This is a genomic window from Lysobacter oryzae DSM 21044 (assembly GCF_059568595.1).
Map to the genome: position 1 here is coordinate 244587 of NZ_JCANTQ010000008.1, position 20663 is coordinate 265249.

The window sequence follows — 20663 nt, forward strand, 5'->3', positions numbered from 1 at the left end:
GCGATCTCTTTGGACGAAAGGGAAGGGGCCCGCCACCGCCGCCGCGATTGACGGAGGCCCGGCTTGTTCGGCGGAGGCGACGGGCAGGGACGTTACGGCGTCGTGGCCTTGCGCACGGCGGCGAGGAATTCGGGATCGGGGCGGCTGCCGACCTGTTCGGTGCGCGCGAGGATCCGGCCATCGGCATCGAGCAGGACCAGCGCGCTGGTGTGGTTGAACTCGCCGTCGGCGAGCTTGCGGTAGCGGATGCCCAGCACCCCGGCGACGGCACGGACGTCGTCGCTCGAAGGCGAGGCCAGCGTCCAGCGCGCCGTGTCGAGCTTGCGCTTGTCGACGATGTACTGCAGCGCCTTGGGCGTGTCGCGCTCGGGATCCATGCTCACCAGCAGGATGCCGAGCCGTTGTTGTTGCGCGGGCGTGAGGCTCTTCTCGACGGCCTTGCCGGAATCCACGATCAGCGGACAGATGTACTGGCACGAGGTGTAGAACATCGACACCAGTTGCGGCTTGCCGCGCCGCGTGCGCCAGTCGCGGGCCCGGCCCGACTGGTCGGTGAGCACCAGCGGCAGCTGGTAGACCGAGTCGCCCGGAAGCGGCGCTTGTTTCGTCGCGGGGCCGGCCAGGGCGGCCGCGCTGAGCAGCGTGAACGCCAGTCCGGCGAGCACAGCGAATATCAGGGTGCGGATCGGTTTCATCGTGCGCTCCTCGCGCAGCGGAATCCCAGGTTGGCGGTGGCATCGCTGCCTTCGAGCGAGGACAGCATCGCCACGCGCATCAGCACGGCGTAGTTCTCGCGGTCGTCCATCGACAAAGCGCCGGCGCCGCAGAACTTCGCCTTGTCGGTGTCGCCCTGGTTGCGGTTGTCGCCCGACACCAGCAGCGACGAATAGTCGTCGGTCCATTCCCACACCAGGCCATGCAGGTCCTGCACGCCGTAGGCATTGGGCGCCTGCAGGCCAGCGCGTGGCAGCACGCTGCTGGAAGGACGCGAGTACCAGGCCAGGATGCGCTCGCGCCAGGCCGGGTCGTTGCGCGCATCGCGGCGCGTCTCGTCCGCGGCGGCGGCATATTCCCATTCCGACCAGGTCGGCAGGCGCGCGCCCTGCGCCTGGCAGTAGGCATCCGCGGCGAACCAGCTGACCCACGTTACCGGCTGCTCCGGCAGCGCCTTCGGCCCGAGTTCGGTCGCGCCCTGCCATTGCGACAGGTAGCGCGGCTCGGCGAACACGCTGGCGACGCGATCGCGCCGCCATTGCGGGTGCGCCTTCACGAACGCGAGGAATTCGGCGTTGGTGACGGGTTTCTTCATCAGCGCGAAGGGCGCGACGCGGATGTTCGCGCCCTTGCGGTCCTCGTACTTCAATGCGGTGCGGAAGCTGCCGCCTGGCAGCGCCGCGTAGGTGCCCGCGATGCCGGCCGTGAGGCCGGCAAGGGGCAGTACGCACAGCAGCAGGGCGGCGAGCCGACGCATGGTTCAGTGCTCCGCGGCCGGGGCGGCGCCGCTACCGCGCTTGGCGGCGACTTCGGCCTTCTCGACGCGACCACCCGGATTGCCCCAGCTGTTGAGCACGTAGGTGCTGATGTTGGCCACCTCGTCATCGGTGAGCTGGCTCATCGGCGGCATCACCGAGTTGTACTGCTCGCCATTCACCGTGACCGGGCCGCTGAGGCCGTGCAGGATGATGTCGACGATGCGCTTGGGGTTCTCCTTGAGCACGCTGGATCCGGCCAGGGGCGGGAACACGCCCTTGAGGCCTTCGCCGCCGGCCTGGTGGCAGGTCGAGCAGGTGCCTGCGAACAGCGCCTGGCCGGCCTTGACCTGGTCTTCCTGCGTGAGCGTGCCGGCCGCGTTCGCCTGCGCCGCGGTGGCGACGGCGGCGAGGTTGGGCGCGGCGCGTCCGCCGGTGTACATCGCGTCGACTTCCTTGCCCGAGTAGATGTCCTTGCGATCGGCGCCCTCGGCCTTGAGCATCGCCAGCGCACCCTTGTTGAAGGCGCGGAAGATCGAATGGTCTACCAGGATGTAGGTGCCGGGCACTTCGACGTGGAAGTCCATGATCGCCGCGCCGCCCGCCGGGATCAGCGTGGTCTGCACGTTCTCCTGGAAGCGCGTGCCGCCTTCGAACCAGACCTTGTCGAAGATCTCGCCGATCACGTGGAAGCTCGTCACCAGGTTCGGGCCGCCGTTGCCGACGAACAGGCGCACGGTCTCGTTGGTGTTGGCCTTCAGGGCCTTGTCGCCGGTGAGCGCGCCTTCCTGGCCGTTGAACAGCACGTAGGTCGGGTGCTCCTCGATCGCCTTCTCCATGTCGAAGGGCTGGTGGCCCTTCTCGTGGTACTTGCCGGTGGTGTAGAAGTCGCCCTGCATCACGTAGTACTCGCGGTCGACCTTGGGCAGGCCTCCCGGCGGCTCGACCAGGATCAGGCCGTACATGCCGTTGGCCACGTGCATGCCCACCGGCGCGGTGGCGCAGTGGTAGACGTACAGGCCCGCGTTGAGCGCCTTGAAGGTGAAGCGGCTGACATGGCCGGGCGCGGTGAAGCTCGACGCCGCGCCGCCACCGGGGCCGGTGACGCCGTGCAGGTCGATGTTATGGGGCATCTTGCTGTCGGGCATGTTGCGCAGGTGGAACTGCACGGTGTCGCCCTGGCGCACGCGGATGAAGCTGCCCGGCACGGTGCCGCCGAAGGTCCAGAAGGTGTAGGTCACGCCTTCGGAGATCGGCATTTCCTTTTCGACCACGTCGAGTTCGACGATGACCTTGGCCGGATGGTCGCGCTTGATCGGGGGTGGGACGTTCGGCGGGCTGGTGAGTACCGCCTTGATGGGCTCGCCCTGCGGCGGACCGAAGTCGCCCTTGAGCGAGCCGCCCGTGTCGGTGGCGGCGACGGGCGCCTTGGCGGCGTCGTCGGTAGTGCCCTTGCAGCCGGCCAGCGCTAGCGTGCTGAGCGCGACGGCGAGGAACAACGAATGGTGGTGCCGGATCACTGCTCTCATTGCCAACTCCTTAGCCTTCAGAACGGAACGGACATTCCGGTGGGTTGGACTGCGACGGCTTGCGTGGCGGATTCGGCGCGGCTGGCGTACGCGGCCAATGCCGCGGCGGACAGGCCGGCGATGGCGAGGACGAGGAACAGCGCCTGGAAAGAACGGCTGACTTTCATTGCAGACCCCTGGATTGCATCGTGGATGGAATTCCGGATGCGCGCAGTGTGAGCTTGTGGTGAAGCCGTCGATCTGATCTGAGTCAAGCCAGGCGACGGAGCCCGGCTGCGCATGCGTCCGGTTGATCGAGGTCAAGGCGGCAGCACGAGCCGGCGGCAACCTGTACCCAACCACAGGAGATGCCGCCCGATGCTATACCCTCCAGTGCCGCGGTTCGCCATCGGCTGGACCCGGCCGCAACCGAAAGCGGCGCGGCCATGAGCGCGAATGCTTTCGAACTGGCCGGATTCGCGCTGCTGCCAGCCAGCGGCGTGGCCGAATCGCTGCACGCCGCGGGCATCGACGCGGCCTGCCCGCAGGCGCTTCCGCCGCACACCATCGATACGAGCGACGCGATCGCCGCCCGGCCGGCTTCCATCGTCGAGCTGGACCTGCGTGCGCTGCCCGCACCCGAGCCGATGCTGCGCGCACTGGCCGCGGTGGACGCCCTCGCCGCGGGCGCGCAACTGGTATTGCGCACGCCGATGCTGCCGGTGCCCTTGCTGCAGGCGCTGGCCGAGCGCGGCTTCGAGGCGCGCGCGCAGGTGCTCGCGGACGGCACGGCGCGGGTGCAGGTCGAGCGTCCTTCGCGCAGTGCAGCCACGTCGCGCGGGGGCGGCGATGGCGAAACTCGCGCTTGAGCACGCGCCACCGGCCGCATTGCCACGCCGCTTCCTGCTGACTTCGCCGCTGTGGGGCGTGGCCACCGGGCTGGCGCTGGTGTTCGATGCCGACGTCGCGCTGCTCTCGCGCTGGACGCCGGCCACGCTGGCGCTGGTACATGCGTTCACGCTCGGCGTGCTGGGCAACGCGATGTTCGGCAGCCTGCTGCAGTTCCTGCCGGCCGCCGCCGGCGTGCGCGTGCGCGGTGGCAACGTCGCGGGCTATGGCCTGCATGTATTGCTCAATGCCGGCGCGTTGGGACTGTGCGCCGGTCTGCGCCTGTCGCAGCCGCATTGCCTGTTGCTTGCGGCGGCCTGCCTGGCGCTTGCGTTCGCGGGACTGGCGGTGATCACGCTGCCCGGCCTCATCACGACGACGCTGCAGCGACTGCTCTGCCGCGGCATCGCGATTTCAATATTTGCCGGCCTGGTCACCGCTGCGCTTGGCGTGGCGATGCTGCTGGGTCTCACAGGCATGCGTGGCGGCTTGCCGCTGTCGCCGTGGGTCGACGTGCACGCAGCGGGCGGACTACTGGGCTGGGTCGGCCTCCTCGTCGCGAGCGTCGCGCAGGTCGTGATGCCGATGTTCCAGGGCACCGCGCCGTCGCGGCCGGCCGTGCAGGGCGCGTGGCTCGGCGCCGTCGTGGTCGCGCTGACGGCAGGCGCGTTCGGCGCGCTGCGCGGCGAACCCGCGGTGCTGCGCTGGGGTTGCGCGGCCTGCGTGGCGGCCTTCGTGGCGTCCGCGCTGTGGCGGCAACGGCAGGCGCGACACAAGCGCAACGGCTGGCTGGTGCGCGCCTGGCGCGCCGGCCTGCTCGCCCTGCTCGCGGCGGCGCTGGTGCTGGGATCGGGCGGCCCGCCGCTGCTGGTCGGCCTGCTGGCGATCGCGATCGGATTGCCGCTGCTGGTGGCCGGCATGCAACTGGAGATCGTCGCGTTCCTGGGCTGGATCGAACTGCACCGCCGCGGCGGCCGCGGCGTGCGCCTGCCAGCGGTGCAGAAGCTGCTGCCCGACGACGACAAGGCGCGCGTCGTCCTGCTACTGGCGACTGCCGCCGTATCGCTGCTGGCCGCGGTGGCATGGCCGCACGCGGCGATGGCGCGGCTGGCCGGCGCCGTACTCGCGGGCGCCCATGCCGCGCTGTTCCTGGCCCTGCGCGGCGTGGGCCGCCGCAGTCGTCGATTCCTGGCTTCCCTGGAGGCAACCGCGTGAACAAGGAACTGCCGCTGGTGTATTCGTGTTCGGGCTGCTCCAGCGCGGCGCAGATGGCCAACCAGCTCGCGGTGTGGCTCGACCGCAATGGCGTGGCGGAGATGTCGTGCATTGCCGGCGTCGGCGGTGGCGTCGCCGGGCTGGTCCGGACCGCGCAAGGCGGGCGACCGATCCTCGCGCTCGACGGCTGCGCGCTGGCCTGCGTGTCGGCCTCCCTGGCGCGCGCTGGCGTCGTCGCCGACGCCCATCTGGTGCTCTCCGATCACGGGGTGAAGAAACGCCGGCATGCCGCCTTCGACGAGACCCAGGCCACCGAGGTGTACGTACGCCAGGTGCTGCCTGCGGCGGGTGCGCTGGCAAAGCGCAGCCGCAGCCGCGTCGGCGCTTGGCAGGACCAGGCGACCATCCAGGGTGCCGGCGATGCGGACTGAACCATCCGCCCTCGCGCGCGTACGCCATGCGATCGATTGCATCGACGATGCCGTCCTGCTCCTGCTCGCCGCGCGCCTGCGGCTGGTGCGCCACGCCGCGCGCTGCAAGCGCGCCGCCGGACTGCCGCCGCGCGATCCCGCACGCGAGGCGCGCGTGCAGGCGCGCGCCGACGCACTCGCCGCGCGCATCGGCCTGCCCGCGGCCACGGCCCGCCGCGCGATCGCCTTGGCCATCGACGATGCCTGCCGCGCACAAGGCCTCGCGCCTGACCTGGATCAAGGCTGCGAAACCGGCACGCCACGCATCATCCCGCTCGCCATGCATACGACCTCATCTGCCGATCCGCACGCGCGCCTGCTGCGCCTGTTGCCACCGCCCGCGCGCTGGGCCGCGCTGCTGCGCGCCTGTCCACCCGCACTGCAGCAGCGCCTGCTGGAACGCGCGATGGCGCGCGTGCTGGCGGCGCCGCTGGCGTCCGGTGCACTCGCGTTCCTGCAGGGCCGGCGCCTGGGCATCGAGGTCACCGACCTGGCGCTGCGCTGGGTGGTCACGCTGGATGGCGCCCACCTGCGCGCGGTCGAACAACCCGCCGAAGCCAGCGTGCGCGGCACCGCCACCGACCTGCTGCTGCTCGCCGGCCGCCTCGAGGATGCCGACACGCTTTTCTTCCAGCGCCGCCTGGTGCTGACCGGCGACACCGAGCTCGGCCTCACCGCGCGCAACCTGCTCGAGCGCCTGCCGTGGGAGCAGGTGCCGCTGGGCCTGCGCATCGGCCTCAACCGCGGCGCGCGCCTCGCGCAGGCCGCACGCGCCGCGTACCGCGAGCGCGCAGATTCCGGAGTCGCCCGATGAACGCCACTGCGCCCGCCTGGACGCCCGCGCTCGAGACCCGTTACGCGCCGCTCGTCGAGAAGCTCGAACAACTGCTGCCGTGCCTGGAAGTGCCGCTGCACCTGCCGTGGATCGATGCGATCAATGCGCTCAAGCGCGAGCGCGGCGCGGTGATCATGGCCCACAGCTACCAGTCGCCGGAGATCTTCCACGGCGTCGCCGACATCACCGGCGATTCACTGGCACTGGCGCAGGCCGCCGCCGATTGCGACGCCGACCTGATCGTGCTGTGCGGCGTCCACTTCATGGCCGAGAGCGCCAAGCTGCTGGCGCCCGGCAAGACCGTGCTCATTCCCGACCCCGAGGCCGGTTGTTCGCTCGCGTCATCGATCACGGCGGCCGACGTGCGTGCGCTGCGCGCGCGCCATCCCGGTGCGCCGGTGGTCAGTTACGTCAACACTTCGGCCGCGGTGAAGGCCGAATCCGATGCCTGCTGCACTTCGGCCAATGCGGTGCAGGTGGTGGAAGCGATGGGCGCGGACAAGGTGATCTTCCTGCCCGATCGCTTCCTCGGCGCGCACGTCGCGACGAAGACGGAGGTCGAACTGGTGCTGTGGAACGGCCAGTGCGAAGTGCACGACAAGTTCACCGGCCAGCAGGCCCGGCACGCGCGCGAACGACTCGACGCGGCCCTGGTCGCGCACCCGGAGTGCCCGCCGGACGTGCTGGCCGAGGCGGACTTCGTCGGTTCCACCAGCGCGATGGGCGCCTGGATCGAGCAGGCGCGGCCGAGCCGGGTGGCGCTGATCACCGAATGCTCGATGGCCGACAACCTGCGCGCGCGCTTCCCGCAGGTGCAGTTCGTGCAGCCCTGCAACCTGTGCCCGCACATGAAGCGGATCACCTTGCCCAACATCCATGCCTGCCTGCGCGACCTTCGCCATGAAGTGACCGTGCCCGACGACGTCGCGCCGCGCGCGCGCCGCGCGCTGGAACGGATGCTCGCGGTCGGTCGCGGCGAACGCGCGTGAGCGGCGCCACTCCGGCGGCGCGTGCGCCCATTGTCGTGATCGGCGCCGGCGCCGCCGGGCTGGCGACGGCACTTGCCGCCGCGCCCGCGCCGGTGCTGCTGTTGTGCCGCGACGCCGACGGCGGCGGTAGCGCCAGCGCACTGGCGCAGGGCGGCATCGCCGCCGCATTGGGCCCGCACGACGACGTGCGCGCCCACGCCACCGATACGCTGCTTGCCGGCGCCGGCCACAACCGCGCGTCGATGGTGGCGTGGCTGTGCGAACAGGCGCCCGCGACGGTGGCGTGGCTGGTCGAACAGGGCGTCGCCTTCGACCGCGACGGTGCCGGCGCACTGCTGCTTGGGCGAGAAGGCGGCCACCACGCGTCGCGCATCGTCCACGCGGGTGGCGACGCCACCGGCGCGGAGATCGTGCGCGCGCTGCGCGAGCAGGCGCGTCGCGCGGACCATGTGGAATGGCTCGGCGGCGTGGACTGCGACGCGTTGCTCATGCGCGGCGGCCACGTTTGCGGCGTGCGCGTGCGCGATGCCGCGGGCGCGGTGCAGGAGATCGAGGCGTCGGCCGTGGTGCTTGCCACTGGCGGCATCGGTGCGCTGTTCGCGCGCACCAGCAATCCGCCCGGCGCCGACGGCGCGGGGCTGGCGCTGGCGATGGCGGCCGGCGCATGCATGCGCGATCTCGAATTCGTGCAGTTCCATCCCACCGCGCTGGCTGTCGAAGGCCAGAGCCTGCCGCTGCTCACCGAGGCGCTGCGCGGGGCCGGCGCCACGCTGCTCGACCGGCGCGGCCATCCGTTGATGACGGGCGTGCATCCGCTCGGCGACCTGGCGCCGCGCGACATCGTCGCCCGCCACGTATGGCAGGCCCGCCGCGACGGCGGCGCCTGGCTCGACGCACGCGGGGTGGAGGGCGACTGGGCGCGACGCTTCCCGACCGTGCTGGCCGCATGCGCGCGGCACGGATTCGATCCTCGCCGGGAGGCACTGCCGGTGACGCCGGTGGCGCACTTCCACATGGGCGGCGTCGCGGTCGACGGCGACGGCGCGACCTCCGTGCCGGGCCTGCACGCGGTGGGCGAGGCGGCCTGCACCGGCGTGCACGGCGCCAACCGCCTGGCGAGCAACTCGCTGCTCGAAGCGATCGCCTGCGGCCGGCGCCTGGGTGCGCACCTGCGCGAATCCACCACTGTCCGCACATCGGCGACCGCGCATTGGCGCGAGCGCGGCAAGCCACTGGCCCACACGCGGCGCCTGCACACGCTGCTGTGGAACGCCGCCGGGCCGCAGCGCGACGGCGCAACGCTCGGCGCCGCCTTTGCCGAGTGTGTCGAACTGCAGACGCGGGGCTGGCAGGCGCGCGTCGCGGCGGCCTTGCTGGCGGCGGCATTGCGACGGCGCGAGAGCCTGGGCGCGCACTTCCGCAGCGACGCGCCGGCGACCGTGCGTCGGCGCATGGAAGCGGTTTCCTGAGGCTATGTAGCGCGCTTTCCCGAGGTGCAGCCACCATGCGTCACCGCATGGATTTGGTCTCTTGATCCCAATCACCCGAAGCACCCCGCGGAGGCGTCACACTGTGTCGTTCTCCACCAACGGCCACGTCATGACGCGTCCCGCTTCACTCGATTACACGCAGCTGCTCGAATGCGCGCACGGCGCGATGTTCGGCCCCGGCAACGCGCGCCTGCCGGCGCCGCCGATGCTGATGTTCGACCGCATCACCCACATCAGCGAGACCGGCGGCGCCGCCGGCAAGGGCCAGCTGATCGCCGAACTCGACATCCGTCCCGACCTCTGGTTTTTCGCCTGCCATTTTGAAGGCGATCCGGTGATGCCCGGCTGCCTCGGCCTGGATGCGATGTGGCAGCTCGCCGGCTTCTACCTGCCGTGGCTCGGTGAACCCGGCCGTGGCCGCGCGCTCGGCGTGGGCGAGGTGAAGTTCACCGGCCAGGTGTTGCCCGATGCGAAGGTCGTGCGCTACGAGATCGACGTGAAGCGCGTGGTGCGCGGCAAGCTGCGGCTGGTGATCGCCGACGGCCGCACCTACGTCGACGACCGCCTGATCTACGAGGCCAAGGACCTGCGCGTGGGCCTGTTCCAGTCGACGGAGGGCTTCTGATGGGCACGGCTTCCGAACGACGCGTCGTAGTCACGGGCATGGGCATCGTCGCGCCGCTGGGCAACGACTGCGCCACCGTTGCGGCGTCCTTGCGCGAGGGCCGCAGCGGCCTGCGCGCGATGCCCGAGTACGCCGAACGCGGCCTGCGCAGCCAGGTGGCCGGCGCGTGCGGGATCGATCTCGAGGGCGCGATCGACCGCAAGCTCAAGCGCTTCATGGGCGACGCCGCCGCATACGCGTACGTGGCCATGCGCGAGGCGATCGCGGACGCGGGCCTCGGCGATGAAACGGTGCGCGACCCGCGCACCGGGGTAATCGCCGGATCCGGTGGTGCCTCGCCGCAGTGGCAGATCGAGACCGCGGACCTGCTGCGCGAGAAGGGCGTGCGCCGGGTCGGTCCGTACATGGTGCCGCGCACGATGGGCTCGACCGTGTCGGCCAACCTCGCCACCGCGTTCGGCATCCGCGGCGTCAGCTACGCGCTGTCCGCCGCGTGCGCGACGTCCGCGCACTGCATCGGCGCCGCGGCCGACCTGATCCGCCACGGCGCGCAGGACGTCGTGTTCGCCGGCGGCGGCGAGGAACTGCACTGGGGCATGACCTGCCAGTTCGACGCGATGGGCGCGCTGTCCACGCGTTACAACGACACGCCGCAGCGCGCCTCGCGTCCGTACGACGCGCAGCGCGACGGCTTTGTCATCGGCTCCGGCGGCGGCATGCTGGTGCTGGAGGACTACGAGCATGCGAAGGCGCGTGGCGCGCGCATCCACGCCGAGCTGGTCGGCTACGGCGTCACCTCCGACGGCGCCGACATGGTCGCGCCCAGCGGCGAAGGCGCGGTGCGCTGCATGCGCATGGCGATGGCAGGCCTGGACGGGCAGGGCGTCGGCCGCGTCGACTACCTCAACACCCACGGCACCTCGACGCCGGCCGGCGACATCGTCGAAATGCAGGCGGTACGCGCGGTGTTCGATGGCGACGTGCCGCCGCTGTCGTCGACCAAGGCGCTGACCGGCCACTCGCTGGGCGCGGCCAGCGTGCACGAGGCGATCTACAGCCTGCTGATGATGCAGGGCGGCTTCATGGCGGCCTCGGCCAACATCGAGACGCTGGACCCGGCGGCGGAAGGCTTCCCGGTGCTGCGAGAGACGCGCGACGCGGCATTGCGCACGGTGATGTCGAACAGCTTCGGCTTCGGCGGAACCAACGGGACGCTGGTGTTCCGCTCGGTCTGAGCGGCGCGCGACTACCAATAGAAGGACGACCCCCCCGATAGGGGGGCGTCGCTGTTCAAGCCTCGAGGGAACGGGCCGCGTGTGGGCTCGCGACCGGTAGCAGACGCTGCTGTTACCCCGAAGCGCAGGTCATCGTGACTACCAGCGAGACGCCGGCGATACCTGGAGGCGACCCGCGTGATGGAGATGGTAAGGCTCGAAGGTCTTGCGCGAGCCGCTCACAACTTCAGTGAAATTCCCTGATGTGACAGCTCTTCCAGGAGACAAGCCTCCGGCAGTAGGCCAAACCGAGCCGGACCCGGCGGCGTCGGGTAGTCGAGCCGATGCTGTTGGTGACCAGCAACCTTCACATTCCGCTCATTTACCGCGAGCAAGAGCCAGGCGAAGTGGTGGCCGCGCGTCGGCCGGCGGTGACTCGCGCAAGCTGCTACGCCTTCACAGTCCATCAACGTAATGCAGCGTCAGATGAATGCGGAATCATGACTCCGGCAAAAAGGCGGCTATATTTCCGGTACCCCAGACGAAGGAGGATTGGCATGTTTCTTACCAAGCAACATCTGCTAACAGCGCGTACGCTCGGCGTGGCGATCATTGCTCTGAGCCTTGGCGCCTGCGCCACCTATAAGGACGAGTTTGCAACGATCAACTCCCGACTCGACCAGCTCGACACGAAGGTGCAGAACGCGGCGCAAAGCGCCGAATCCGCCAATCAGTCCGCGCAGCAGGCCAACCAACGGCTGGATCAAATCGAAGGCCGCGTCCAGCAGCTCGAAGCCGCGCCGCGCCGCAAGCCTCGCGGTTAGTCGCTCTTGCACAACTCGCGACGAACGGCCTGAACCGGGACCGGTGGCCTTTGCGGGCCACCGGTTTCTTGTCTGTACCCAGTCTTCGTACTAAGGAACCGTCCCATCCGTACTTGTATGCACCCCGCAATCCAGGCCGTCGCGCTCGCGCTGGCGTTCACGAGCTTCGGCGTGGCCGCCGCTGAAGATACCCCCGCACAACCGGTCGCCGCCGTCGACCAGCTTCCGCGAGGCCAGGAGGTGTCCGGCACGGTGATCGAGCTCGCTGGCTGGGTTGTCGCAACCAAGGACAACCAAGGCTATCCGTTCGCGGTCATTGACAAGGCCGCCGCACAGATCCTGGTGTTCGGCGGCGACGGCCGGCTTCGCGGCGCAGCACCCGGGCTCTTCGGTTCGGCGATCGGCGATCATACGGCCCCCGGCGTCGCCGGCCTCGCGCTACGCGAGATTCCGGGCCGGGATCGCACCACGCCTGCGGGTCGTTTCGTGGGCGGTTTTGGTCCGTCAATCGACGCTGGGCGCGTGCTGTGGGTGGACTACGATTCCGCGGTCTCCATCCACCCGACCGCCACGGGCGTCCCGGCCGAGCGACGCCCCGAACGCCTTGCATCGCCTTCGCCGGACGACAACCGCGTCACTCATGGCTGCATCAACGTCTCGCCCGAGTTCTACGAGGGGATCATCGTTCCGACGTTCGAGCGGGGCGGGGTGTTCTACATCCTGCCGGATGAGGCGCCGATGGCGGAGACCTTCCCGGAGTTCGCGCAAAGTCGCGCGACTACGCAACGCAACGAGGGACGACACGCACGGCCTGCCCGCTAGTTTGGGGCGCGTCGGGGTGTTGCTATCTAACCCTTGATGAAGTGAGTGAGCGCTCGCTTCCGGCTCCATGCGGCCACCGCATCCTCGACGCACTACGCGCTCATACCGCCAGCCCGGCATCGCCTTCGAGGATGGTCTGCCGCATCCGTGGCCGTTCGCCGCGCTGCCAGAGCGATACCTCGTGGCGGACGCGATACCGCAGCGGCCCGCCGTCCACGCCAGGGCTGCGTTCGATCGGACGCGGGATGCAGACGAACTCGGTCGCCATCGTGCTGGCGTCGACACGCACCGTGGCGTAGCCGTGTCCGCCCATGTCGACGAACGACAGGTGCGGGGCCAGCTCGGGATTGCTGACTGCATGCGCCTTCGTTAGATCGCCGCTGCTGGCGTACTCCAGCGCCGAACGCACACCGTGGTGCAGCAGCAGGTTGACGGTAGGCTGCGGCGCTCCGCCGCCCGGATTGGCGACGTACAGCGGCCGCAACGGATTGTCTTCTTTCAGGTTGTGTTCGTTGCCTTCGGCCATGCCCGGGGAAATGAGCGAGCCACCGACGAAGCTGACGCCCACCGGCTCGAATGCGGCGGGCGGCAAGGCCTTGGCCGCGTAGCCCGCCCAGAAGCTGTGGCGGTCGCCGGCGACGATCGCGAATCCGGTGATGCCGGCGTCGCGCACGGCGTCGAAGATCTCGGCCCGCTCGTGCCAGGTGCCGCCCCAGTCGTAGGTCGCCATGAGGCCATAGCCGGCGCCTTTCCATTTGCCCAGCTCCGGCGGCAGATTCTGCGCATCGACGCGCCAGTCCAGCGCGCCCAGCGAATTGCCCCAGATCTTCCAGGTGGCCGACGCATTGCGCAGGCGCTCCAGGAACCAGGCTTTCTGCTTCGCCCCCAGCATCGTCTGTGCGGCTTCGCCGGCGCGGTAATTGGCCACGCTCTTGTCGCCCAGGGACAGCTTCGAAGGCGGATGGCCGTTGGCGTAGTCGCGGCCGGCGTCGAGTTGCGCCCACAATTCCTCGGGGACGAAGCCCAGCGTGTCGCCTTCGAACAGCGGATTGATCTCGTCGTGGTTGCCGGGATCGCGCGAGCGGAAGCTGCGGTTGTCGGTGACGATCAGGTCGATGTGCCGGCCCCAGCGCAGGGCCCGATAGGCGATCAGGCTTTCGATCGCGGCGAGGTTGTTGGGCTCGGTTCCCAGGCCGCTGTCGTCGAACTCCTTGACCAGCGTGTCGACAACGTGCGGCGCGTCGAAAGTGTCCAGCTTCGAACCCGGCTGCAGCACCCGCGCCGGCTGGTATTCGAACCAGGCCTGGTTGGCCGCGACCTTGAGCGTCTGCGCGGGAACCCAGCCGTCCGTGCCGGGGAATTCCTGGATCGACTGCCAGCCGTTCCAGGAGAACTCGTGGTTGTCCCAGATCGCCACGAAGGGCCAGCGCGCACGCGCATCCTGGATGTCGGGATCCTGCAGATAGGCGTGGTAGAGGACGCGATAATCGTCCAGCGAGTCGGGCACCCAGAAGCGGTTCTTCGCGACCGTCTTACCCTTCGGGAACTTGATCGGGAACTTGATCAGGCGGTCGTAGCGATGGCCGCTCTTGACCTGGTCGGGGTATTGCACGACTTCGTAGACGAAATCGCCCAGGTGCAGCACGAAGCCGATCCGTTCTTCCGGCGCGGCTCGCTCGTCTTCCCAGATCATCTTCCGGTAGGCATTCCCGTAGCCCTCGGGAATGCTCTGGCAACTGACGAAGGCGAAGCGCGCCGGGCGCGGATCGTCGGGTGCGGGGGCGGTCAGCGTGCGGCCGATCCGGCTGCCGTTGCCCTCCTCGTCGACGAAGCGGTACCAGTACTCGCCGGCCGGCGGCAGCTCGCCGACCAGCACGCGGCAGGTCCAGTCGGCCTGCGCCAGCACCGGCGCCGCCGTGGTCGCGATCACGCGCGTGAATGCCGCGTCCTGCGCCACTTCGACCAGCAGTGTGGCGCGCTCGCGGCCATCGCTGTAGGGGCGCCGAGTCCAGAGCAGGACGCTGTGGGCATCGGGATCGCCCGAGGCGACGCCTTGCGGGAACAGGTCGCGACGCTCGCGCCAGCCGCTCGAGGAAGGGCGCACCGTCGCGCAGCCCCAGGCCAGACTCGCGCCCATCGCGGCGGCGAGCTTCACAAACTGGCGACGGTCGAGTGTCGGCATGTCGGACCACCCTTTGCGATTGTCGGTGCGCTGCGGTTGTCGATGCGCAGCAAGCTAGACCTCGAACATGAGTGGGAAACGTGCCGGAAGTACCGCGGTGAAGCCACGGCATGCCGAAGGACTGAGCACGTAGGCTGGGTTGGCTCCGCCAACCCAGCATCGATTGTTGTTTCCAGACGCTGGGTTGATGGGGCCAACCCAGCCTACGGGCCCTGGGAGGTCGAAAGTCGGGCTCGAAGGTCGATGCGGCGACCGCAGTGCTCAGGCAGACCCGCCCGCAGCAGCGCCTTCCAGAGTCTGTTTCATCGCTGCCATGCCCTGATCAATCATCATTGCGATGCGATCCTTCAATGCATTCGGCAACAGGTCCGCGATCCACACCAACCGCGTGCGGTCGCCACCTTCGTCGAACGCCTGCACCGATGCGTTGTAGTGCTCGAACGGCGCGTCCGCGACGGCCCAGGCCACGCGGCGCTGCGCGTCGTCGACGTCCACGATCCGCTCGCGCACGGTCATGCCGTTGGCGAACGTGACCACGCGCGCGTCGCCGTCGAGACGGCAGTCGGTCACGAAGCCCTGCACAAGCCGCTCGTGGATTCGGCCGACGTCACGCAACGCATCCCAAGCACGAGCCGCTGCGACGGCCACATGGATTTGCTTGCGTATCGACGCCATGTGCGGACTCCTGCGCGGCGAACGCCGCATTCGGGAGGGCACGGTGAACCCAATGCCGTCATGGTCAGGTAGTTGTCTGCCGAAACAGAGGGCACTTGTTGGCGGGTTTTGCAGGGCCGCGTTCTAACCCGCCAACGTGGTGCGCCACCAAACGGTGCGTTGGCTCAACGGCGAAGCCGTTCATCCGCGTCCTACGAGAAACTTACTTCGGCGTCACGCCGATTTCTCTCATCGATTGCTCCGCACGACGAAGATCACGATATCTGCTCCATGATCTTTCGAACGCCTCGGACGGATCAGCTCAAAACCGCGGCGTCCTCGCCAGCACGTGACCTGCCGGGAGCGGGATGATGAATGCAGTTCGCCACATCGCCATTGGCCTGATTGTCGCGGCCAGCACCTTTCCTGCATCGGCCCCTGAAGCCCAGATCTCGACGCCTGCCGCCCGCGGCTTCGACCAATGCGCCGGCTTCATCGATTCGTTGCCAGCGACGATCTCTACCCCGGGCACCTGGTGCCTTCGGCGCGATCTAAGCACCGCCATCGACCGCGGAAACGCGATTGCCGTCACCAGCGACAACGTCACGATCGATTGCAGCAACTTCAAGATCGACGGATTGGAGGCGGGCCCCGACTCTTTCGCGAAAGGGATCCACTCCGACAACCGCCAGAACATCACGATTCGCCGGTGCAAAATTCGCGGCTTCCAGTTTGGCGTGAACTTGTCCCGCGAATTCCTGGGGGGGCGCGGCGGCCATCTGGTCGAGGACAACCAGCTCGATGTAAACATCATTGGCATGGAGGTGGTTGGCGATGATTCCGTGGTGCGACGCAACGTCGTGCGCGACACCGGCAGGCCCGGCATGATCGCGCAGGCCATGGTCATGGCGGACTCCATCGACATCGTCGACAACACGATCAGTGGCGTAATCGGGACCGGCATTGCCGTCTTGAACAATACCGCTGGCAGCGTCAGCGGCAACCACGTCCGGGACGTGACCACCAGCGGCATCAGCCTCTCTGAAACCGGCGCATCCCTGCAGGTGAGCGGAAACCACTTGAATGCCAATCCGGGTCGCTTCTCCGGAGGGGTCAGCACCATCGGTATCCAGTGCGCGGTCGAGGGGGGATCGGGCCCGGTCTTTGCCAACCTCATCGTGGGCTTTGATCGCGCAGTCGTGGGCTGCAATGCTTTCGACAACACGATCGCCCCTCGCAAGGGGCTGGCTGCACCCTGAGTCTCTCGTCGCGGTGTGGCGGCGGGTTCTAATCCGCCGACGTTGTTAGCCTGGCGGCGGTGGAAACGCCATCCCCGCCTCGCCGTGCCAATACCCGCTGCGCGCGGCGATCGCGGGTGGCGGGGTGGGTGAGCGCCGGGCAAGGTCGAAGTGCGCGATCGCCTCGAGGGTGCTCGCCTCGTCGCGCGGTGCGATGCGCAGCACGTCGACGCCGAGTTCGCGCAGCGCCGGCAGTTCCGGCCCGAGGTCGACGATATCCTCCCCCTGCACCTGGATGCCGTTGATGCGCAGGAACGGCGCGCCGTCGCGCGTCGCCAGCGGCAGGCCGTCGGGATGTTCGATGCAGCGGAATCCGCACTGGTCCTTGGCCACGTCGAGCGCGCGCGCGGTGAAGCAGCGGGCGGAGTAGGCGAGCGCGGGGCGGCCGAGCACCTGCACCTCCAGTTCCGGCATCGCGATGCCATCGGCGCGCAACGCGTCGCGCAGCTCGGCGATCAGCACGTGGCCCTGTTCCACGCCCGGCACCCAGCGGCGCAGGCCGTCCTCGACCAGCAGGGCGAGGGCGCGGTGGTTGTAGACGTTGAGCGAAGGCCCGGCGACGAAGGGCACGCCGCGCTCGCGGCACAGCTGCACCGCGGAGAGATCGTTGGCTTCGATCCAGGCGCCGCCTTGCTCGACCAGGCGCGTCAGCGCGCCCAGCTCGGATTCGGCTTCGATCAGCGCAAGCGAGGACAGCACGACGTCCTTGCCGGCGTCGCGCAGCTCGTGGGCGAGGGCGATCCAGTCGCGCGTGCGCAGTTCACGGCGCTTGCTGCAGACGGTTTCGCCGAGGTAGACGATGTCGAGCCTCGAGGCGGCGAGGCCGCGGTAGAACGCGAACGTCTGCTCGCGTGGCCAGAAGTACTGCAGCGGGGCGAGGCTGAGCTTCATGTCGGTCATGTCCCTCAGTGCCACGCGCGATGGTAGGGGCCGAGCGTGGTCTGGTGGCCCTCGGCGTGCCTGGCCAGCGACTGCTGCCAGGCGGGCTCGACCGTCCACGCCTGCGGCCGTGCGTGCAGGCGGTCGATCGCCGCGCGCCAGGTGCGGGTGACCGCGGAGACATAGGCGACGCCGCGCTGGCGGCCTTCGATCTTCAACGCGGCGACACCGGCGCGTTGCAGGCGCGGCAGCAGTTCCAGGGTGTTGAGGCTGGTGGGTTCCTCCAGCGCGTGGAAGGTCTCGCCATCGACTTCGAAGCGGCCCTTGCACACCGTGGGATAGCCGGCCGGTTCGGTGGGCGCGAAGCGGTCGATCAGCACGCCGTTGAGGCGCACGGTGCGGCCGCCGTCGGCGTGTTCGTCCCAGCGCACGAACTTCGCCGGCGAGCACACGCCGTGGCGGTTGGGCGAGGCGCCGGTGACGTAGCTGGAGAGCTGGCAGCGGCCCTCGACCATGATGCACAGGCTGCCGAAGGCGAAGGTTTCCAGCGGCACCGGCGAGCGCTCGCACAGGCGCTCGACCTGCTGGATCGAGAGCACGCGCGGCAACACGGCGCGGCTGATGCCGAAGCGCTCGTGCATGAAGCGAAGGGCGGGCAGGGTGGTGGCCGATCCCTGCACCGACAGGTGACGCGGCAGTTGCGGATGCATGCGGCTGGCGTAGTCGAGCACGGCCATCTCGGCGGCGATGATGGCGTCGCAGCCCAGCTCCGCGGCGCGGTCGACCGCGGCGAACCAGCCGGACAGGCGCGCGCTGTCGGGGTAGGTGTTGAGGGCGAGATAGACCTTGGCGCCGCGAGCGTGGGCGTAGCCGATGCCGGCGCGCAGTTCGGCCTCGTCGAAGTTGAGGCCGGGGAAGGCGCGCGCGTTGGTCTGGTCGCGGAAGCCGGCGTAGACCGCGTCGGCGCCCGCATCGACCGCCGCCTGCAGGGCCGGCAGGTTGCCGGCGGGACAGACCAGTTGCATGCGCGCACTCCTGCGGATGGGGTCCGCATGATCGCGGCCGTTCATCGGCGCTGTCGTTGACCTGGATCAGGTCGCGCGGCGCCGCGCGGCGCGAGGATGCACGCAAGCCATCAAGGCAACCGACCGAGGAATCCGTCATGCGACTGTCCCTGCTCACGCTCACCCTGGTACTGGCCGCCGCCCGGCCGGCCCCGCCCGCGCTCGCGCAGGACCATGCCGCGCACCATGCGGCCCCGGCCGCCGCTCCCGCGCCCGCGAGCACCCAACGCTGGACCGCCGACGCGACCCTGCGCCGCAACATGCGCGGCATCCGCACCGCGGTGGACGCCCTGGGTCATTACGAACACGGGCACATGGGACCCGAGCAGGCGGTGGCCGCGGCGACGAAGATCCAGGGCCACGCCAACGAGATCATCGCCCAGTGCAAGTTGCCGCCCGATGCGGACGCGGCGTTGCACGCGATCCTGGTGCCGCTGATGTCCGGCGCGGCCGCGCTGAAACAGGATCCGAAGAAGCTGGACGTGATCGCGCCGATGCGCGAGGCACTGGCGCAGTACGACCGGCAGTTCGACCACGCCCGGGGCACGGTCGAGGACGCACCCGAACAGCACTGACGCGGCGTCGCGCACGCCTTCTCCCCGCGCGGGGAGAGGGCGATAGCGCACGCCACTCCGCTGGTTCGGTCGGGGGCGCGGAACACGCCAGGCAGCCGTCGCCGCGAGCGCGCGCACCGGCAGGGCGCGAGCGGACGCTACCTCGTGCGTTACGCGACCGACGCCCGCTCGCTACCAGCGCAGACGCCCGCCCACAAGGCATCCACCCGACGCTCCACGGCCGCGTCGGACACGATCGGCCGCCCCCAGGCACGCGTGGTCTCGCCCGGCCACTTGTTGGTCGCGTCGATGCCGAGCTTGGAGCCCAGGCCGGCGACCGGGCTGGCGAAGTCGAGGTAGTCGATCGGCGTGTTCTCGACCAGCAGGGTGTCGCGCGCGGGATCCACGCGCGTGGCCATCGCCCACACCACCTGCGACCAGTCGCGCGCGTCGATGTCGTCGTCCACCACGATCACGAACTTGGTGTAGGTGAACTGCCGCAGGTACGACCACACGCCCATCATGATCCGGCGCGCGTGGCCGGCATACTGCTTGCGGATGGATACCACCGCGATGCGGTAGGAGCAGGCCTCCGGCGGCAGGAAGAAGTCGACGATTTCCGGGAACACCTTGCGCAGGATCGGCACGAACACGTCGTTCAGCGCATGTGCCAGGACCGAGGGCTCGTCGAACGGCGCCCGGCCCATGTAGCTGCCCTGGTAGATCGCGCCGTGGCGCATGCGCATGCGCTCGATGCGCAGCACCGGGAAGTGGTCCTGCGCGTTGTAGTAGCCGGTGTGGTCGCCGAACGGGCCTTCCAGCGCGGTCTCGCCGGGCTCGATGAAGCCCTCCAGCACGATCTCGGCGCCCGCGGGCGCATCCAGCCCGGTGAGCGCGCTGCGCCAGACCCGCGTGCGCTGGCCGCGCAGCAGGCCGGCGAATTCGTATTCGCCCAGCGTGTCGGGCACCGGCGCCACCGCCGCGAGCGTGGTCGCGGGGTCGGCGCCGATCGCGACCAGCACCGGGAAGCGCTCGCCGGGATGCGCGGCCTGGAAGTCGCGGAAGTCCAGCGCGCCGCCGCGGTGCGGCAGCCAGCGCATGATCACCCGGTCGCGCCCGATCACCTGCATGCGGTAGATCGCGACGTTCTGGCGCGGCTTGTGCGGACCGCGCGTGGCCACCAGGCCGAGCGTGATCAGCGGGCCGGCATCGCCCGGCCAGCAGCGCTGGATCGGCAGCACCGACAGGTCGACGTCGCCACCGGCGCGCGTCTCGTCGAGAAAGCCCGCATCGCCTACCGGCAGTGGCGCGACGTGCGCGAGCTGCGCCAGTTCCGGCCAGGTCGTCAGCGCCTGCTTCAGCGACGAGGGCCAGCGCGGTTCCTTCACCGCCGCGAGCAGTTCGCCCAGTTCGCGCAGCGACGCGAGCGGCCGTCCCGCGAGCGCCGCTTCGATGCGGTCGCGGTGGCCGAACAGGTTGCCGAGGAACCGGTGCGATGCGCCGGCCGGATGTTCCATCAGCAGCGCCGGACCGCCTTCGCGCAATGCGCGCAGGCAAAGCGCCGTGGTTTCCAGGTCGGGATCGACGGCGGAGTGCACCCGCGCAAGCTGGCCATCGCGCTCCAGGCGGGCGAGGAAGGAGCGCAGGTCGTGGTGGTGCATTCGTAGTCCGCCGCGGTCAGGA

21 protein-coding genes are annotated in these 20663 nt (G+C 69.5%); 12 read left to right on the forward strand and 9 right to left on the reverse strand.

The window, feature by feature from the left end; genetic code table 11:
• Positions 1-92: 92 nt before the first annotated feature.
• The 4 genes from BP05_RS01300 to BP05_RS01315 are packed head-to-tail and all read right to left on the reverse strand — an operon-like array spanning position 93 to position 3165.
• Entirely contained in the window at positions 93-695 is a 603-nt protein-coding gene (locus BP05_RS01300; protein WP_496359660.1) for an SCO family protein, read from the reverse strand.
• Entirely contained in the window at positions 692-1471 is a 780-nt protein-coding gene (locus BP05_RS01305) for a formylglycine-generating enzyme family protein (protein ID WP_496359662.1), read from the reverse strand. The genes BP05_RS01300 and BP05_RS01305 overlap by 4 nt, the downstream gene beginning before the upstream one ends.
• Before the next feature lie 3 nt (positions 1472-1474).
• Positions 1475-2998: a copper-containing nitrite reductase gene (gene nirK, locus BP05_RS01310; protein ID WP_496359664.1), complete on the reverse strand. Its 1524-nt coding sequence runs from the start codon at positions 2996-2998 to the stop codon at positions 1475-1477.
• Positions 2999-3015: 17 nt separating this feature from the next.
• Positions 3016-3165 (reverse strand): hypothetical protein, encoded by a 150-nt coding sequence (locus tag BP05_RS01315; protein ID WP_496359666.1) that lies wholly within the window; start codon positions 3163-3165, stop codon positions 3016-3018.
• Positions 3166-3423: 258 nt separating this feature from the next.
• On the opposite strand from BP05_RS01315, the gene BP05_RS01320 reads away from it, so the two are divergent.
• The 10 genes from BP05_RS01320 (at position 3424) to BP05_RS01365 (ending at position 12349) form a co-directional block, all read left to right on the forward strand.
• Positions 3424-3846 (forward strand): DUF2249 domain-containing protein, encoded by a 423-nt coding sequence (locus tag BP05_RS01320; protein ID WP_496359668.1) that lies wholly within the window; start codon positions 3424-3426, stop codon positions 3844-3846.
• Positions 3827-5080, forward strand: coding sequence for a hypothetical protein (locus BP05_RS01325; protein ID WP_496359670.1), 1254 nt, complete (start codon positions 3827-3829; stop codon positions 5078-5080). The genes BP05_RS01320 and BP05_RS01325 overlap by 20 nt, the downstream gene beginning before the upstream one ends.
• A complete protein-coding gene (locus BP05_RS01330) occupies positions 5077-5511 on the forward strand; it encodes a putative zinc-binding protein (RefSeq protein ID WP_496359672.1) in 435 nt (144 codons plus the stop codon). Before BP05_RS01325 ends, BP05_RS01330 begins: the two co-directional genes overlap by 4 nt.
• On the forward strand, positions 5501-6364 hold the full coding sequence (ubiT, locus tag BP05_RS01335; RefSeq protein WP_496359674.1) for a ubiquinone anaerobic biosynthesis accessory factor UbiT: 864 nt from the start codon (positions 5501-5503) through the stop codon (positions 6362-6364). Before BP05_RS01330 ends, ubiT begins: the two co-directional genes overlap by 11 nt.
• A complete protein-coding gene (gene nadA / locus BP05_RS01340; protein ID WP_496359676.1) occupies positions 6361-7374 on the forward strand; it encodes a quinolinate synthase NadA in 1014 nt (337 codons plus the stop codon). Before ubiT ends, nadA begins: the two co-directional genes overlap by 4 nt.
• Positions 7371-8843 carry an L-aspartate oxidase gene (gene nadB / locus BP05_RS01345; RefSeq protein ID WP_496359678.1) on the forward strand — a complete coding sequence of 491 codons (1473 nt, stop codon included), beginning with the start codon at positions 7371-7373 and terminating at the stop codon, positions 8841-8843. The genes nadA and nadB overlap by 4 nt, the downstream gene beginning before the upstream one ends.
• A 130-nt stretch (positions 8844-8973) precedes the next feature.
• Positions 8974-9489, forward strand: a complete 516-nt coding sequence (gene fabA / locus BP05_RS01350; protein ID WP_496360598.1) for a 3-hydroxyacyl-[acyl-carrier-protein] dehydratase FabA — start codon at positions 8974-8976, stop codon at positions 9487-9489.
• Positions 9489-10724, forward strand: a complete 1236-nt coding sequence (gene fabB / locus BP05_RS01355; RefSeq protein ID WP_496359680.1) for a beta-ketoacyl-ACP synthase I — start codon at positions 9489-9491, stop codon at positions 10722-10724. The genes fabA and fabB overlap by 1 nt, the downstream gene beginning before the upstream one ends.
• Before the next feature lie 536 nt (positions 10725-11260).
• Positions 11261-11527, forward strand: a complete 267-nt coding sequence (locus BP05_RS01360; protein WP_496359682.1) for a hypothetical protein — start codon at positions 11261-11263, stop codon at positions 11525-11527.
• 117 nt (positions 11528-11644) lie between these two features.
• Entirely contained in the window at positions 11645-12349 is a 705-nt protein-coding gene (locus BP05_RS01365; protein ID WP_496359684.1) for a hypothetical protein, read from the forward strand.
• Positions 12350-12449: 100 nt separating this feature from the next.
• Here the strand turns inward: BP05_RS01365 and BP05_RS01370 are convergent, their stop codons facing one another.
• Positions 12450-14531, reverse strand: a complete 2082-nt coding sequence (locus tag BP05_RS01370; RefSeq protein WP_496359686.1) for an alkaline phosphatase D family protein — start codon at positions 14529-14531, stop codon at positions 12450-12452.
• A 261-nt stretch (positions 14532-14792) separates the two neighbouring features.
• Positions 14793-15206 (reverse strand): SRPBCC family protein, encoded by a 414-nt coding sequence (locus tag BP05_RS01375; protein WP_496359688.1) that lies wholly within the window; start codon positions 15204-15206, stop codon positions 14793-14795.
• Between the two features lie 350 nt (positions 15207-15556).
• On the opposite strand from BP05_RS01375, the gene BP05_RS01380 reads away from it, so the two are divergent.
• Positions 15557-16444, forward strand: coding sequence for a right-handed parallel beta-helix repeat-containing protein (locus BP05_RS01380; RefSeq protein WP_496359690.1), 888 nt, complete (start codon positions 15557-15559; stop codon positions 16442-16444).
• 45 nt (positions 16445-16489) lie between these two features.
• Here BP05_RS01380 and BP05_RS01385 read toward each other — a convergent pair whose 3' ends face one another.
• On the reverse strand, positions 16490-17383 hold the full coding sequence (locus BP05_RS01385) for a U32 family peptidase (protein ID WP_496359692.1): 894 nt from the start codon (positions 17381-17383) through the stop codon (positions 16490-16492).
• A gap of 5 nt (positions 17384-17388) precedes the next feature.
• Positions 17389-18387, reverse strand: a complete 999-nt coding sequence (gene ubiU, locus BP05_RS01390; RefSeq protein WP_496359694.1) for a ubiquinone anaerobic biosynthesis protein UbiU — start codon at positions 18385-18387, stop codon at positions 17389-17391.
• Positions 18388-18524: 137 nt separating this feature from the next.
• On the opposite strand from ubiU, the gene BP05_RS01395 reads away from it, so the two are divergent.
• The gene (locus BP05_RS01395; protein WP_496359696.1) at positions 18525-19001 is read left to right on the forward strand and encodes a DnrO protein; all 477 of its coding nucleotides are present in this window, start codon (positions 18525-18527) and stop codon (positions 18999-19001) included.
• Between the two features lie 149 nt (positions 19002-19150).
• On the opposite strand, the gene BP05_RS01400 is transcribed toward BP05_RS01395, so the two are convergent.
• On the reverse strand, positions 19151-20641 hold the full coding sequence (locus tag BP05_RS01400) for a UbiD family decarboxylase (RefSeq protein ID WP_496359698.1): 1491 nt from the start codon (positions 20639-20641) through the stop codon (positions 19151-19153).
• Between the last annotated feature and the right edge of the window lie 22 nt (positions 20642-20663).